Raw genomic sequence first — 15,613 nt, forward strand, 5'->3', positions numbered from 1 at the left:
TTAGCTTATTAATTCGAATAAAGAATATAATAGTTATATTATTTATATGTTTTCGGCTTTTGCCAAATTGATTCGAAAGATAGCCCACTACCCCAAGACAATGATTGGGTTGTTCCTCGCTATTACACTTGTATGTATTTACCCTATCGAAAACCTTCGATGGGAAATCCAGCTGCAGGATACGCTTAAAGGACACGAAGTAGAAGAAGATTACCAGACTATCGAAAACGCCTTCGGGGGTCTCGGCAGCCTGACAGTCGTCATTCAATCTAAAGACAGTGCCGCCAACTATAAATTTGCCCAAAAGCTGGCACGCCAACTCGAAAAAGATCCTGCGGTCCACTATACCGAATACGATACGGACCTGGACTTTTTCAGGAAAAACAGGCTCCTGTACGCAAGCGAAAAAGACCTGGACCTGGTGATTGAAAAACTGGACAAAGTCAAAGACGAACAGATCAAGAAACACAATCCGCTACTGGTAGACTTGTCCGATGCGGCACCGGCCCCGCACGATACCATCGAAATCATTTCGCAAATCGAAGCCAAGTATTTCAAAAGCCTGCAACAGGATTTTTCAAACCAGCAAGGATCCATTCGAGTCGTAGACATTTACCCCGCCACCTCCCTTTCGGACTTGCAAGCCAACAGGGACTTGCTGACGAAAGTCGAACATTTTGTCGAAGAAAATGGCGAGGGAATCAATATCTACTATACCGGAAAAGTCTACGATTCCATCAAGGCCGGCAAGGCACTACTCCCCAAGGCGAAATTCGCCGGCGGGATTGCCGCCCTCATCATTTTAGTGCTCTTGATTATCAACTTTTACCGCCAGCCCCAGTTGATTTTTATTTCGGCGGTTCCCCTGGCCCTTCCTACCCTATTCACCCTGGCCAGCGCCTATGTGCTTTACGGCAGAATCAACCTGTTCACCCTTTCGCTCGGACTCTTGTTGCCGGGGCACGCCTGCCAGATTCTGACCCACGTGTTCACCCGCTACTTCCATGAACGGGAACGCAAGCTAAGCCCCGCCCTCTGTATCGAAAGCGCCCTATTGGGAATTGGCCCTGTCGTTGCGGCATCGTCCCTTGTGATGGCGGGCCTGTTCAGCGCCTTCATTCTCGTGCCCCTGCCGGGGCTCAGGGAATTCGGAGTCCTCGGCGCTATCGGAAGCTTGCTGAACCTTTTGGTCTGCCCGCTCCTTACCGCCTCCCTATTACTCCTCTTGCAACGCAAGAAACCCTTTGAAATCAGATTCCAAGGAATCTCGCCGAAACACCGTAAGCGCCTGTTTTCGTTCAAGACGAACTGGATTATCATTGTAACCATCAGCGTCGCCAGCGCAGGGGCATGGCTTTACAGCGGAGCGAATCTCACCTTCCTCTATGATTTCAAGAAAACGGAATTGCAACTGGAAGAACGGGAAGCCAAGGCTCTGATTGCAGAAACAGGCTTTTCTACCTACGACCCCATTATCGTCATGCTCCCCGACTCGTCTTACAATGACGACCTGGTGGAAAACTTCGAGCACCTGCAAAAGAAAGGACGCTTGAAGGATCTTGGCAAGATTTACACACAGTACCAGTTCTTGCCCAAGGTCAGCGTAGAAAAGAAGCACAAAATCGAAACCTTGAAGAAGATGATATCGGAAGATGTCCTGGCAAGGCTGAATCCCAAGGATAGCGCCGCCATTGTCGAGATGTTCGACAACTACGAAAACGATGTCAAGGAATTCGAGCTTTCCGAAAGCATCCGTAAAAAATTCACCGACAAAAACGGGAAATCGGGCGTATTCGCCTTCATCATCCCCAGTTCCGACCCGAACAACGGCCTGATCTGCCGCCACATTGCAAAGCAGTTGCAGCAAATTGACGGAATCCACGACAAGACCTTCAAGATTTGTGGAACCCCCATTCTAAGAGCCTCCCTTCTGGATACCGTCCTGGGCAACATCGACAAATCCATTCTCCTGGGAACTATCCTGCTTTGGATTGTCCTCTTGATGTTCTACAACAAGTTGAGCCGGGCCTTCTTTACCCTATTGCCATCCCTGTTCGCCATGAGCTGGGTGACCATTCTGGTCCATGTCTTCAATATTCAGATTTCCGCCTACAGTTCCATCGCTTTCGTTCTTTTGATTGGCGCCAGTGTGGACGGATCCTTGCAGCTGTGGTCTTCGTACTACGAAAAGCAAGGCGGAAACGCCTGGACCGTTCTGCAGACGAAATTGATTTCGACATTGATCGCCCAAGGAGCCTCTTTTATTGGAGCTCTCGCCATGTTGTTCTCTTCGCACCCGGGAATCAATGGCATGGGACAAATAGCAGTACTTGGACTAATTTGCATTTTCATTTCTCAATTTACCATTTACCCCTTAGTGGCAAGCACCCTGGATGCATACCGCATTTTGAAAAAGGCTAAACACAAACATGAAAAACTTATCCGCTAGAACTTTGAACATTGCAGCATCGCTCACCGTCGCCATCGACACCCTGGCAAAACAGATGATTGCCGACGGCAAGGACGTGGTTAGCCTCGGTGCCGGAGAACCTGATTTCCCGACCCCCACCCCCATTCAAGATGCGGCCGTAAATGCCATTCGCGAAGGCAAGACCCGCTACACCGCTCCCGTAGGCATTCTGGAAGTCCGTAAGGCCGTAGCGGAAAAGCTGAAAGTCGAAAATGGTCTGGACTACAAGCCCGAACAGATCATTATGACCAGCGGTGCCAAGCACGCCGTGTTCAATTCTCTTGCCGCCTTGGTAAACGAAGGGGACGAAGTGATTATTCCGGCACCGTACTGGGTGACTTACCCGGAACTGGTGAAATGGCTTGGCGGAAAGCCGGTGATTGTGAATACCAAGATTGAAGACGGGTTCAAGATCAAGCCGGAAGCCCTGAAGGCAGCCATTACCGCCAACACCAAGGCAATCCTCTTGAACAACCCCTGCAACCCGACCGGCGCCGTTTACAGCAAGGCCGAACTGGAAGCCCTTTCGAAGGTGATTGTCGAAAGCGACATCTACTGCATTTCGGACGAAGTGTACGAATACTTCACCTACGACACGGAATTCTGCTCCGCCGCAGCATTGCCCGGCATGGCCGAACGCACCATCGTGATTAACGGATTTTCCAAGTCCCACTGCATGACCGGCTGGCGTATCGGTTACGATGCAGCCCCGGCTGAAATCGCAAAGATTATCGGCAAGATCCAGGGTCAGGCCACGCACCACCCCAGCAACGTGGCACAGTACGCCGCCCTGGGCGCCTTGCAGATGGACAAGTCCAACGTTCACGCCATGCAGGCTGCTTTCCGCAAGCGCCGCGACTACATGCTCAAGCGCACCGCCGAAGTTTTGCCGGAACCCTGCCGCGCCCCGGAAGGAGCCTTCTACCTGTTTGCCCCCGTCAAGAGTTTTTACGGCAAGAAGACGCCTGCCGGCAAGGTCATCAACGGCTCCATCGAGCTTTGCGAATACCTGCTGCAATCCCAGGGCCTTGCCATTGTGCCGGGTGCCGCCTTCGGTGACGACAGCTGCGTGCGTTTCTCTTATGCCGCCAGCGATGAGACTTTGCAGAAGGCCTGCGACAGATTTATCAAGGGATTGAAGGAGCTCGCCTAGTTGCAGTCCTTTAGAATTATCACACCGCAGATTGGCGAACCGTTTACCATCGGTCGCAAGCCAGACAACTCTCTGGTGCTGGATAACCCGATGGTTTCGCGCTACCATGCGGTGCTGGAATTCGAAGACAAGCATTGGAACCTGAAGAACCTCACGCAGAACAGCGTGACCCAGGTAAACGGCAACGATGTCGAAACCGCAGTTCTCGAAGACGGCGACACCATTCTCATTGGCCCCTTGCAGCTCCGCGCCACACTGAAGCACGGAAACCTGCAGCTTCTGCTCATGGAATCGGTGGAGCGTGACCTGGTACAAACCCAAAGTTTAAGCAGCTCCTGGGAAACTCTGGATAGCCTTCACATGGACATTCCCGAAGGATGTAGCGCCAGAGTCCATGCCGGAAAGGCCGAAATCAGCTTTAAGGATAAAATCGTCAATACCCAAGGGAAATCCACCCGCCTGCTTCAGCTTGAAGAAGGCAAAATGATTCGTCTCCCGGGCTGTACCATGAGTTACGCCCAAGGCGAACTGACCTGCAAGAACTTGCCCCTGGGATTCGATGTAGAAGTAGAAAACCTGGATGTCTTTGCCGGGAAAAAGCAGTTGCTCAAGGGAATCGACTTTAAGCTGCGGGCCGGAGAAATCCTCGCCATTATCGGGCGCTCGGGCCAGGGAAAGTCTACCCTTTTGCGTTTGCTGCAAGGCAAGCATAAAAGCGGGCAAGATTCCTTTGTAAGCATCGGAAAACTGGATTACCGCAACGAAGAAATCCGCAAGCATATCGCCTTCTTGGAGCAAGACCCGGAACTGCGCCGGGACTTGACCGTCAAGGAAACACTCTTGGACGGTGCGCGGGTAGGAATGTCCAAGCAGGACTTCAAGCGCAACGCCACCGGGCGACTGGAAAAGTTCTCCGAACTTTTCGGGCTGAGCGCAAGACTCGACAACCCCATTCGCACGCTCAGCGGCGGCGAATGCCGCCGAGTCGCCCTCGCCAAGGAACTTATGGGAAACCCGGGCCTGATTGTCCTGGACGAGCCCCTTTCGGGCCTCGACCCTTACAACAGCAAGATTCTCTGCACCCACTTGAAGCAGCTGGCCTTTCTGGGACACACGATTATCCTGACGACCCACAGCTACGAAGCCCTCGAAATTGCCGACAAAATTCTCGTTTTGCACCAAGGGCAGCAGGCCTTCTTCGGAAGCCCCAAAGAAGCCTACAACTACTTTGAAAGCGATGATCCCGAAACCATTCTCACCAACCTGAATGACGATACCGCCACCCAATGGAAAACGGTCCTGCAAGAACGCATTACCGCGCCAATCAGAAGCACTTCGACCCTTGAAGCCTTGGTTCCAAGCTATTTCCCGAAGACCCGTTTGTCGCCGGTATTCCTGTACAAGCTTTCCATTACCGCCAAGCAGTGGTTCCGGGACAAGGGCAAGTTCCTCACACTCCTCTTGCAGCCACTCATTATCGGCTTTTTATTCTCGCAAATTTTTTCGAACCTGACCTCGCTCTGGATCGTAGCCTTCGCCATTATCCTTTCGGCAAACTGGCTTTCACTCTCCCTTTCGATCCGTGAAATCGTTCAGGAAAAAGAGATCTTGCAGGCAGAATTCCGCAAGGGCGTTCCCGTACTCCCGACCATTTTGGCCAAAGCCCTCTTGCCCACAATAGTCGCCTTTGTCCAGACCCTTATCGTCTACGCCTTTGTTGGGTTCCGCACCCTCAATTGGCCCTCTCCCCCGCAACTGTTGCTGGTGATTCTCCTGATGGTACTCCCGCCCGTTGCCGTGGGGCTCGCCGTGAGCGCCCTCACCAAAAACGCCGGGCAGGCAAACGCCATGCTCCCGCTCTTGATTATTCCCCAGGTCGCCTTGGCCGGAGCACTGGTGCCCCTAGACCAGATGCAGCCCATAGGGCGGGCACTTTCTACCATTATTTGGTCCCGTTATAACCAGGGAAGCCTTTTAAACCTGCTCCTAGAGCGCAAAGACTCTATGGAGAACACGATTCTTGCCATCGCCATCACATTATGTTTTTATATTGTGGTTGCAATAAAACTAAACTGGTCTAAGAAAGCAAAATGATAGCCCCGCAAAAAAACGAAGTATTTCCGCGCCCCTTTAATGAAAACTACGATTTGATCGGTACCCTCGGCAAGGGAGGCATGGGAAACGTTTACAAGGCCATAGACAAGCGCCTTGGCCGCGTGGTCGCATTCAAGATCTTGGACGCTTCTTCCGATGAAGAGGCCATCAAGCGTTTCTACATGGAAGCGCAGGCCATGAAGGAGCTGGACCACCAGAATATCGTGCATGTGTTTGACTTCGGTCAGCAGAATAGCCAGCTCTTTATCGCCATGACCTATGTGGAAGGCACCAACCTCGCCGACATTCTGCACAACAAGGAACAGCTTTCCTTCGAAGCCATCGAAGTAATTATCAGGCAGATTGCCCGCGGCCTTCTTTCGGCCCACAACAAGGGTATCGTTCACCGCGACGTAAAGCCCTCGAACATCATGCTCACCCGCGACAACCGCGTGTTCATCATGGACTTCGGCATTTCTTACATCCAGGAAATGGAAAAAGAAAGGCTGACCCGCACCGGCATGACCATGGGGACTCCCGAATACATGAGCCCCGAACAGTGTCACGGCGATAACGTGACCATTCAGTCTGACATTTACAGCATGGGCGTCATTCTTTTCGAAATGACCTGCGGACGCCTGCCCTTCGAAGGCAACCGCCCTGTAGAAATCGCCCTGAAGCACGTACAGGAGCAGCCCCCTGCACCGGAACTTTTCCGTAAGGACATGCCTCCCGGACTTTCCCAGCTTATTCTCAAGTGCCTCAAGAAAAAGCTGAACGAACGTTTCCATGACATGCAGGAATTCCTGGATGCCTGCGACCAGGTGTTCCCCGCCGAAGGAATCCGTGCAAACCAACGCCCCACCATGGGCCACACGCCGCTCCGCCGCCGCACGGCATCCATTGCCGAAATGGCAAACATGATTACGCCGCGGGCCCGCATGCTCAAGAAAAAGCTGACGGCTCTCGCCATCTTCATTTTCCCGCTCATCATCATGCTCCTGATTTTGCTGATGCTGACCCACAAGCCCGAAAGCACCCTGCGGGAACTGGAATGGAACGACGCCCTGGGTAATTTCGAGACAAAGCAGTTGGAAATCGACATTTCCGGCGGCTACCCCCTGGACAACCTGAACGACAACGACCTTAAGACGGCCTGGCTCTACACCATGCCCCAGAAGCCGCAGAATCCCGTGCTCACGCTGTATTTTGACGGCAACGCCATCGTGACCCACTTCGGTATCGCCATCGGCTACCAGAAGTCCGTAGACGACGCCTTCGGTGATCGATTCCGCATTTTCAAGAAGCCGAAAACCATTACGCTGGAAACCAAGGACGGATTCAAGCAGAAAGTAAAACTTGAAAATATCCGCGGCATGCAATACCCCAATATCCAGGCCATGGAAACCAGCGAACTCAAGGTTTATCTGGACGACGTGTTCGAAGCAGAAAACGAAGATTTCGCCATTTCTGAAATCCGCCTGTTGGGAATGGAACTTCCCTAAATCCCCGCTTTTTCAAAAAACGGCGTATATACATAGAGACACTCATAAAGGAACTCTATGTTTAAAAGCGCATCTAAAGCAATCAATCGCCCCAAGGGCAACTTTATCGAGACCCAGGCGTCCGCATACCTGAGCCGCCAAGGGTACCGGATTATTGCCCGCAATTACGCCTACCAGGGTGGAGAATTGGACATTGTGGCCAAAGACGGGGAAACACTCGTTTTTGTAGAAGTCAAGTCCGTATGGAACAATCAGCAAGGGAATCCTGCCGCCCGCGTAAACACCTTAAAACAGCGAAAAATCTGGAAGACGGCCTGCCATTTCTTAAGCACACAAAAGGAAGATGCCCCCAAGGGCTTTGATACCCCCTGCCGCTTTGACGTGCTGACTGCCAGAGTCTACCAGAAACCCTTGCAGTTCGAGCACTTCAAGAACGCCTTTGATGGCAACCAGGTAATACCGCAAATATAATGTGAAATGTGTAATGTGAGGTGTGAGATGATTAATTACACATCCCACATTTCACATCGCCCTATTCTACTTCATTGAGTAGAACAACCGAGATATCCGTCATGTCACGGAAGGCCACACAGTCGGTCAGGATGCAGTCTGCGCCACAAACGTAGGCCGTTGCAAGACGCATGGATTCTTCGTTATTCAGCTTGTGGGTTCCGGCAAATTCGGCCGCCTTCACGGCAATTTCGCCAGTGACCTCGCAGGCCTTGACATTGCGGGAATGTTCAAAGAATTCGCGATACTGGCGAGAAAGGAGTCCTTCGCCAGCGGCAAAGGCCTTTTTCGAAAGCTCAAATAAAGTAACGTTAGAGACCAGGAGGGTCAAGTTGTTTTCGTAGGCAAAATCAAGTACCGATGACACCACGGGGTAATAATCCGGATGCATCTGTAAAAGACGCACCACGGCACCGGTATCCAAAAAGAGGACTCTTGATTTTTCAAGCGCCTTATTCATAGATTTCCATGTAGGCGATATCTTCGCGCATGCCGGCACGGACCATCTTAAAGCGCTGGGCCTGGGGGTAGAAGTACCAGATCATCCACTCGCCCGCCATGTCGGTACGCTTGGTCTTGATGGCAATGGGCTTTTCGCCGTTAAAGAAGTCACGCTTGTGGGGAATCACGTGTTCGAAAGGCCTGTATACATGGGAATCTTCGCCAGCGGCACGTTCAATGAATCCATTGCCGTCCTTACTCCAGGTAATGGTCACGGTACCGTTGTCATCCTTGACTTTTTCGCAGCTATCGAAGCCGCTGCCGCACCACAGGTACTTCTTGTACTTGAAGCTCTGTTCAGGCATATTGAATGTTTCTACGACGCGACGGTTACCCTTGTAAATGTTGTATTCGCCTTCCAGCTTGTACCTGCCGGCATTGTATTCGGCGCATCCACGCTGAGCGACCCTCACCTTGCGGTCTGCCACGGCAATATCCACCGTACAACCCTCTTCGGTATAAGTCAGGCGGGCATGTCCATTTGCTTCGCGAAGTTCCAGGTTGCTGGCTTCCAGTTCGGCACGATTGCCGAAGGGACCGTTCTGGATGACAAAAGAGAAATAGCGGGGATTGGTAGGAGACTTTTTGAGGTACACACTACCGGTGCCGGAGGCGTACTCACCGCTCAAGTCCATGGAGGCCTGCTGGAAACGGGCAAGGTCGGCACGGCGGACCCACACTTCGCCATACTTACACTGGATGGGCACAAAGCGCGGAGGTTCCTTGGGTTCCACCTTTTCCCAGGTGACAACGCGGCGTTTTTTCACCTTGGTCTTGGGTCTCCCCTTCTTGTCTTTTTTGACGTTGCCCTTGCGGTCCTTGACTTCGACAGTCTCTTTAACGACCACCACCTTCTTGACAGAATCCATGGGAATCGGCAGTTCGCGAATCTGGTCCGTAAATACCAGGGAACCTGCAGGTGTATTTTCGTCGATACCGCTAGCGGTTTTCTTATAAACAGATAAAGTTTCCTGAGCAAACGAAAGTGAGCAACAGAGCGAAATCAAAAACGTAAAAAATTGGATTTTTTTCAAAACAAAACCTCTTTGTGGGAGTAAAGTTAACTTTTTATATGAAAAGCGAATGTAAAAATAATGACAGAAAGAATATTTTACTAAAATTTGTGGCGTGGAATATATAAAGGAGTTCCTTTTATGAAGAAAATGTTTATTGCCTCTTGCATTATGGCAGCAGCCGTATTTGCCGCTCCGGCAGCAAAGGCCCCTGCTGCAGAACCCGCAGCCGCACCTGCCGCCGCACCGGCTAAGACCGAAGCTAAGGCTGAAGCAAAGCCTGCTGCAGAAGCTGCCGCTCCTGCCAAGACCGAAGCTAAGGCTGAAGCCAAGCCCGCCGCAGAAGCCAAGGCTGAAGCTAAGGCCGAACCGGCTCCTGCTCCCGCAGCCGCTCCTGCCGAAGAAGCAAAAACTGCTGAAGCTGCTCCCGCAGCCGAAGTGAAGACTGAACAGCCTGCAGAAGCAGCTCCTGCCGCAGAAGAAGCAAAGACGGCCGAAGCCGCCCCCGCAGAAGCCGCTGCCGAACAGCCGAAGGAAGAAGTCGCCAAGGCTGAAGAAGCTGCTCCGGCAGCCGAAGTCGCTGCCGCCGAACCGGAACAGAAACCGGCCAAGAAGAAAAAGCGCAAAAAGAAAAAAATGATCCAGAACGCCGTGATGACGGTTAACCAGATCAACTTCGACATCAACGCAGACTTCGAACTCGAAGCTGGCAAGGTGCTTTGGAACAGTGAAGAAGATGCCATGGGCGACAACTTCGAAACCTGGAATGGCGAAGCTAACTTCGCAGTGCTCGCCGAAGCCGAAGACTTCAAGGGCAAGATTGGCGTTGCATTCTACCCGGGCGACCTCAAGCCCGCCGATGACAACATCGACAAGAAGGTAAAGAAGGAACAGCTCCGTGACGGTTCCCGTCAGTATGCAGACGACTACTTCTCCCTGGACGAAGCATGGGCCATGCAGGAAACTGACCTGTTCACCTTCAAGGTCGGTCGTTGGGACAACACCGATAAGAGCGGAGACTACTTCGGTGGCTACATCGATGGTTACCTGGCCGGATTCCTTTCTACCCAGCCTTCTGAAAACCAGTTGATGTTCGGTTTCACACCGACTGACAACATGTCCGCCTTCATTTCTTTGATCAGCAAGTCTGAAAACCTGGACAAGGGTGACGTCCGTGCCGCCTTCAACTTCCACGGTCTCGCAGGCATCTCTGCCCTGAAGATTCAGCTCGCTTACCGCAGCAACGTGTTCGACGTCGTTTACGACAGCAAGGCCGACATCAAGCATAACGCTTCTATGAAGGCTAACCTGCCCATCGTGAACAACATCGTGGACATCTTTGCCGAAGCAGCCCTCATGGATATGTCTGACGACCTGGTGATCCCCGTGACTGGCGGTTTCGCCATCTACACTCCGGTTGTGGACCGTATTCTTCTCGAAGCTGAATATGTTGGCAACCGTCACGACCACAAGGACTTCTACGGCATCAAGGATCCCAAGCACGTGAAGGATGTTCTGGGCGCCTTCTACCTGGAAAAGGCTTTCACCAGCCGTTTCAGCCTGTCCGCAGGTTTCCACAGCTACGGTTGCACCAAGGACTACATGATCTCGGGTAACCTCGTCGGTCGCATTAACTAAGAGACCGATCGGCTCTATCGCATAAAGAAAAATGTGATATCGCCTCGCTCTCACAACCGCCCTCGGTTAACACCCGAGGGCTTTGTTGCTCACATAAGACCGCTCGCGCCCAATCGTACTAAGTACGTTCCCAGAGCGCTCGCTCTCGCAACCGTCCCTGTTTAATAACAGGGACTTTGTTGCTCACCAAATCTTTATAAATCGAACAAGAAAACATCCCGCGAGAATTCCGCGGGATGTTTCATTTTTAAAAATTACAAGTTGGAATATTATAAACCCTTTCTATCCAGATCAAGCAGCAGAGACTGCAAAGAATCTTCTACACTTGCACGGAAATCGGCCGAACCGAGACTGCAGGATGCAACCACGTCGGTTCCCTTGGTAATACGAATAACAGAAAAACCACCTTCGGTCGTAAAAGAAACACCAAGGCCCTTATTTAAGGCTTTTTCCAAAAGATCGCGCATAAAAAACTCCTTTTTAATGCAGGGGTAACTAATACCCTTAAATTAGGCTTTTTCTAACAAAAAAACAAGAACTTTTTTTATTTAATTGAATAAAAAACTGCTTTTTGGGAGTATATTAAGTATATGTTTGACTTTCATCTTCATTTGGCACGGCTACCCCAGCCTACCTTGCTTGCTCGGGCCCTTCTCAAAAGGGGTTTAAGCTTTAATGCCATCGCTTGCGAGCCCTGGGAATGGGAAATCTTGCAGAAGATGGAAGCTCCCCTTTTTGAAGGTTCTACCCGCAGTTACGGCATTCACCCTACAGTCGCCGCCGACGTCACCGAAGCCGACTGGGAACGCCTGGAATCGCTCCTTGACAACTATCCCGATGCAAATGTCGGTGAATGCGGTTTAGACAAACGCTACGACGGCTATGCCGAAGGCGGCCTTCAGGAACAAGCCTTTATAAGACAGGTGGAACTTGCAAGAAACAAGCATCGCGACCTGCATATTCACTGCGTTGGCGACTACGCCCGCATCATCAAGATTCTAGAAGACTGCGGTTATCCAGGAAAGAAATCCAATATCAAGTCTCGCCAAAGGGCTCCGAAAATTCATGTTACGTTCCACCGCTTCGGTGGCGACATTTCGATTGTCAATGCCGCCCAAGCCCTGAATCCGATTTTCTCGCTGCATCTCGATTCATTCCATAAGAAATCCACACTTGCGGCCATTCCGCAAATTCCTGCAGAACAGATTCGCTTCGAGACCGATGCAGACGAAACCTTCTGCACGGCAAATCTCCTGAAGAACGAATCCGTCGAAAAAATCGCGGACTCCCTTATGGAACAATTGAAAGAAACGGAACAGCTGGTGAGCCGCTAAAATTATTAGCGGAAACACCTAGCGTGATACCGTCACCACGGAATCTGCCTTAATCACAGCAAAAGCCCGGAATTCCTTAAGAGCCTTTTCGGCCAATTCTACGGCGTTGCCCTTACCCAGTTCAATGACCACCTGCAAAGGCGAACCGCCCATGATTCTCATGGGGAATTGGGTATTGGCGTACATTTCGCTGATGATGCGCGGATCGGGCGGCGGGAATTCCACAAAGGTGGCCGCCAGCATTCCCTTGCGCTGCACCAAGCCTTGAATGCGGAGCCGCCCCGCCAAGAGACCGATTTCGGTCACCAGCAGCAACATCTTGGCGGCTTCGGGCACGGGCCCGAATCGATCCGCCAGTTCCTGCGCAAGGCCTGCGATTTCGTCGGTATGACTTACGCGAGAAATGCGCTGGTACATCGAGATACGAGTGAGACCATCTTGAATATAGTCTTCGGGCAAGTAAGCATCTACGCCGAGTTCCACGCGCGGCTGGATAGGCTTTTCGGAAGGTCCACCGCGCAACTGTTCCACCGCCTCGCGCACCAAGCGCACATAAGTTTCGAAGCCCACTTCGGCAATAAAGCCATGCTGTTCCTGGCCCAGCAAGTTACCCGCACCGCGGATTTCCAAGTCGCGCATGGCCAGCTGGTATCCGCTACCGAGATCAGTAAACTGTTCCAGCGCCTTAAGGCGTCGCATGGATTCCGTAGAAATTTCATTCTGGGCAGGAATCACCAACAGGGCCTTGGCAAGTACGCTGCTTCGACCCACGCGGCCGCGCATCTGGTAAAGCTGGCTAATGCCAAAATGATGGGCGTTGATAATGATAATCGTATTGGCGTTAGGAACATCCAGGCCCGATTCGATAATGCTGGTGCTTACCAATATATCGAACTTGCGAGAAATAAAGGCGTCCATGGCGTTTTCCAGGTCCCGGTCATTCATTTGGCCGTGGGCAATGCCAACGGTAGCATCGGGCACCATTTCCTGGATTTCGTCGGCAAGAGTATAAATACTCTGGACGCGGTCATTCACGATAAACACCTGGCCCCCGCGAGCCAATTCATCTTCGATGGCCCGCTTGATGACCATGTCGTCACGCTTCATGAGCGTGGTTTCCACAGGCAAGCGATTCATGGGCGGCGTGTTAATCAGCGAAATATCGCGCACGCCCGTCATGCTCAAGTGCAGGGAACGGGGAATCGGTGTTGCACTCATGCTCAAGGTATCGACGGCAAGGCGAAGCTCACGGAGCTTTTCTTTCTGCTTCACGCCGAACTTTTGTTCTTCGTCGATAATTAAAAGGCCCAAATCCTTGAACTGGTTCTTCTCGGAAAGCAAGCTATGGGTGCCGATGAGAATGTCGACTTTACCTTCGCTGACCTGCTTGAAAATTTCCTTCTTTTCTTTAGGACTCTTGTAGCGGTTCACCAGCGCGATGTTCACGCCAAAGCCCGCAAAGCGGTCCATAAAGTTTTCGTAATGCTGGGCAGCGAGAATCGTCGTAGGCACCAGCATCACCACCTGCTTTTTGCTGACCACGCACTTGAAGGCCGCACGCATGGCCACTTCGGTCTTTCCAAAGCCCACGTCACCGCAAATCAGGCGGTCCATGGGGCGGCGGCTTTCCATGTCGCGCTTGATATCTTCGGTGGCCTTCACCTGATCCGGCGTCGGGTCGTATTCAAAGGCATCTTCGAATTCATGCTGCAACTTGCCATCGGGCGGGAAATCAAAGCCATCGACCAGTTCACGCTTGGCATAAAGTTCCACCAGTTCGCGGGCGATCTGGATGACCTTTTTCTTGACGCGTTCCTTGAGATTTTCCCAGGCCTTGCCTCCCAGGCGGTCCAGTTTAGGCGCATTTTCCTGGGTATCCAGACGTTCAATCTTTTGCAAGTCCGCCACAGGGAACTTGAGCTTGTCGCCGCCCGCATATTCCAGCAGGGCGCAGTCCACCATACCGCCGTTCACGTTCACGCGCACAAGCCCTAAGTACTTACCCACGCCGTGATCTTCGTGAGAAACGTAATCGCCGCGATTCAGCGATTCAATCATCAAGGCGCTAGAAACGGAACCCGCGATTTTGCGCTTTCGGGTCTTGTTGGAATGGCGGTTGAAAATACGGGTCTCGGTAAGGAACGCAAGCCCGTCGTTTTCGAGCCAAAAGCCCTCGGACATGTTGCCGACAATGTAGTCTTCTACCGGGAGCCCCTCAAGCATTTGCTTGATACGGTTTAAAGCTCCCGCATTAGGGGCCACCACATATACAGATCCCCCATGGGCCGCGAATTCCTCGATTTCCTTGGCCACGGCATCGGTGCCGTTAGAAGAAAAATCCTGGGGTTTGCATTGCAACTCATGACTGTTACCGTCGTTGAGCTGTACACGGGAAACATCCATGGAGGTGCGCCCCACAAACTTGCGGGAAAGCTCCCCCATCTTGAACCAGGTATGGGCCGGGTCCACCGCCTCGGAATCCACTTGGCGAACTTCGCGGAAGGTATTCTCGCAGTTCTCATAGTACTTGGAGGCATTCTCCGACAAAAGCGAAAGTTCTTCGAATACAAGAGATGCTTTCGGCAAATAGTCCAGCAGGCTGTAATCCAGATTCACATACCGTCCACGATGCCACCATAAGCCGGACAAATCGCCGTTATAACAAGCCGCTTCATGTTCCTTGACGGTAAATTCGCCCATGGGGAAAAGCTTTACCGACTTCATGGTCTCTACAGAACGCTGCGAGAAAATGTCGAAGCTGCGGATAGATTCAATCTCGTCGCCAAAGAACTCGATACGAATCGGGTGCGGGTATAAAAGGCAGTTTACGTCAACAATGCATCCGCGAATGGAGAACTCCCCCACACCCGAAACCACGGGTTGTTCCACAAAGCCGTGATCCAAGAACCAGGGGCGTAAAGACGAAGGTTCGGCAACGCCACCCACCTTGAGTTCCAAGCAATCCTTCATCACCGAATGAGGTGCCGGAAGCCTCATCAAGAAGGAATCCAGCGGGCAGACCGTAATAAAGGGGTCTGCACCTTCTACATCCCTAAAAAACTTGAGGCGTTCTTCGACGACCCCTTCAAAAGGGACCTTCTTTTCGTAGGGTTTTAAACCGATGGAGGGGAAAAACCGAACGAAGTCTTCTCCCAGCAAGCCTTCCAGATTTTCCACCCAGTTTTCGGCACTCTTGTAATCCTTCGCCACCACCAGAATCGGGGCCGGCTTTTTAAGGAACCGCACCGCCACCATCATGGATGCCAGCGGCACCGTGGCACCATTTACATGAATAGCGCCCCCTTCGGCCTTGCTGAAGAGGGAAAGGGTTTCGGAACGGGCAAAAGTAAGAAATTCTGAAAGGGAATCTACCACGCCCGCAAAGATAGCAAAAG

The 15,613-nt window shown here is 51.9% G+C and carries 11 protein-coding genes; 7 read left to right on the forward strand and 4 right to left on the reverse strand.

What is annotated here, in order from left to right; translation table 11 throughout:
* Window positions 1–46: 46 nt before the first annotated feature.
* The 5 genes from ACJMNB_RS09705 to ACJMNB_RS09725 are packed head-to-tail and all read left to right on the forward strand — an operon-like array spanning window position 47 to window position 7,693.
* A complete protein-coding gene (locus tag ACJMNB_RS09705; protein ID WP_405341896.1) occupies window positions 47–2,449 on the forward strand; it encodes an MMPL family transporter in 2,403 nt (800 codons plus the stop codon).
* Complete coding sequence (locus ACJMNB_RS09710) at window positions 2,430–3,623, forward strand: pyridoxal phosphate-dependent aminotransferase (RefSeq protein WP_405341898.1); 1,194 nt, start codon at window positions 2,430–2,432, stop codon at window positions 3,621–3,623. Before ACJMNB_RS09705 ends, ACJMNB_RS09710 begins: the two co-directional genes overlap by 20 nt.
* Entirely contained in the window at window positions 3,624–5,717 is a 2,094-nt protein-coding gene (locus ACJMNB_RS09715) for an ATP-binding cassette domain-containing protein (RefSeq protein WP_405341900.1), read from the forward strand.
* Window positions 5,714–7,222, forward strand: coding sequence for a serine/threonine protein kinase (locus ACJMNB_RS09720; protein ID WP_405341902.1), 1,509 nt, complete (start codon window positions 5,714–5,716; stop codon window positions 7,220–7,222). The genes ACJMNB_RS09715 and ACJMNB_RS09720 overlap by 4 nt, the downstream gene beginning before the upstream one ends.
* A 57-nt stretch (window positions 7,223–7,279) precedes the next feature.
* Window positions 7,280–7,693, forward strand: a complete 414-nt coding sequence (locus ACJMNB_RS09725) for a YraN family protein (protein WP_405341904.1) — start codon at window positions 7,280–7,282, stop codon at window positions 7,691–7,693.
* Between the two features lie 61 nt (window positions 7,694–7,754).
* Here the strand turns inward: ACJMNB_RS09725 and ACJMNB_RS09730 are convergent, their stop codons facing one another.
* Entirely contained in the window at window positions 7,755–8,192 is a 438-nt protein-coding gene (locus ACJMNB_RS09730; RefSeq protein WP_405341906.1) for a type II toxin-antitoxin system VapC family toxin, read from the reverse strand.
* A complete protein-coding gene (locus tag ACJMNB_RS09735; RefSeq protein WP_405341908.1) occupies window positions 8,185–9,240 on the reverse strand; it encodes a hypothetical protein in 1,056 nt (351 codons plus the stop codon). The genes ACJMNB_RS09730 and ACJMNB_RS09735 overlap by 8 nt, the downstream gene beginning before the upstream one ends.
* Window positions 9,241–9,387: 147 nt before the next feature.
* Between ACJMNB_RS09735 and ACJMNB_RS09740 the strand changes: the two genes are divergently transcribed.
* Window positions 9,388–10,884 carry a hypothetical protein gene (locus tag ACJMNB_RS09740; RefSeq protein WP_405341910.1) on the forward strand — a complete coding sequence of 499 codons (1,497 nt, stop codon included), beginning with the start codon at window positions 9,388–9,390 and terminating at the stop codon, window positions 10,882–10,884.
* 269 nt (window positions 10,885–11,153) lie between these two features.
* Here ACJMNB_RS09740 and ACJMNB_RS09745 read toward each other — a convergent pair whose 3' ends face one another.
* Window positions 11,154–11,351 carry a hypothetical protein gene (locus ACJMNB_RS09745; protein WP_405341912.1) on the reverse strand — a complete coding sequence of 66 codons (198 nt, stop codon included), beginning with the start codon at window positions 11,349–11,351 and terminating at the stop codon, window positions 11,154–11,156.
* Between the two features lie 123 nt (window positions 11,352–11,474).
* Here ACJMNB_RS09745 and ACJMNB_RS09750 point away from each other — a divergent pair, with 123 nt between their 5' ends.
* On the forward strand, window positions 11,475–12,218 hold the full coding sequence (locus tag ACJMNB_RS09750) for a TatD family hydrolase (protein WP_405341914.1): 744 nt from the start codon (window positions 11,475–11,477) through the stop codon (window positions 12,216–12,218).
* 18 nt (window positions 12,219–12,236) lie between these two features.
* Here ACJMNB_RS09750 and mfd read toward each other — a convergent pair whose 3' ends face one another.
* Window positions 12,237–15,593, reverse strand: a complete 3,357-nt coding sequence (mfd, locus tag ACJMNB_RS09755; protein ID WP_405341916.1) for a transcription-repair coupling factor — start codon at window positions 15,591–15,593, stop codon at window positions 12,237–12,239.
* Between the last annotated feature and the right edge of the window lie 20 nt (window positions 15,594–15,613).

It is taken from the genome of Fibrobacter sp., from assembly GCF_045131395.1.
GTDB lineage: Bacteria > Fibrobacterota > Fibrobacteria > Fibrobacterales > Fibrobacteraceae > Fibrobacter.

Coding starts and splice junctions, on each gene's coding strand:
- ACJMNB_RS09705 (WP_405341896.1), top strand. CDS start 47: ATGTTTTCGGCTTTTGCCAAATTGATTCGAAAGATAGCCCACTACCCC.
- ACJMNB_RS09710 (WP_405341898.1), top strand. CDS start 2,430: ATGAAAAACTTATCCGCTAGAACTTTGAACATTGCAGCATCGCTCACC.
- ACJMNB_RS09720 (WP_405341902.1), top strand. CDS start 5,714: ATGATAGCCCCGCAAAAAAACGAAGTATTTCCGCGCCCCTTTAATGAA.
- ACJMNB_RS09725 (WP_405341904.1), top strand. CDS start 7,280: ATGTTTAAAAGCGCATCTAAAGCAATCAATCGCCCCAAGGGCAACTTT.
- ACJMNB_RS09730 (WP_405341906.1), bottom strand. CDS start 8,192: ATGAATAAGGCGCTTGAAAAATCAAGAGTCCTCTTTTTGGATACCGGT.
- ACJMNB_RS09740 (WP_405341910.1), top strand. CDS start 9,388: ATGAAGAAAATGTTTATTGCCTCTTGCATTATGGCAGCAGCCGTATTT.
- ACJMNB_RS09745 (WP_405341912.1), bottom strand. CDS start 11,351: ATGCGCGATCTTTTGGAAAAAGCCTTAAATAAGGGCCTTGGTGTTTCT.
- ACJMNB_RS09750 (WP_405341914.1), top strand. CDS start 11,475: ATGTTTGACTTTCATCTTCATTTGGCACGGCTACCCCAGCCTACCTTG.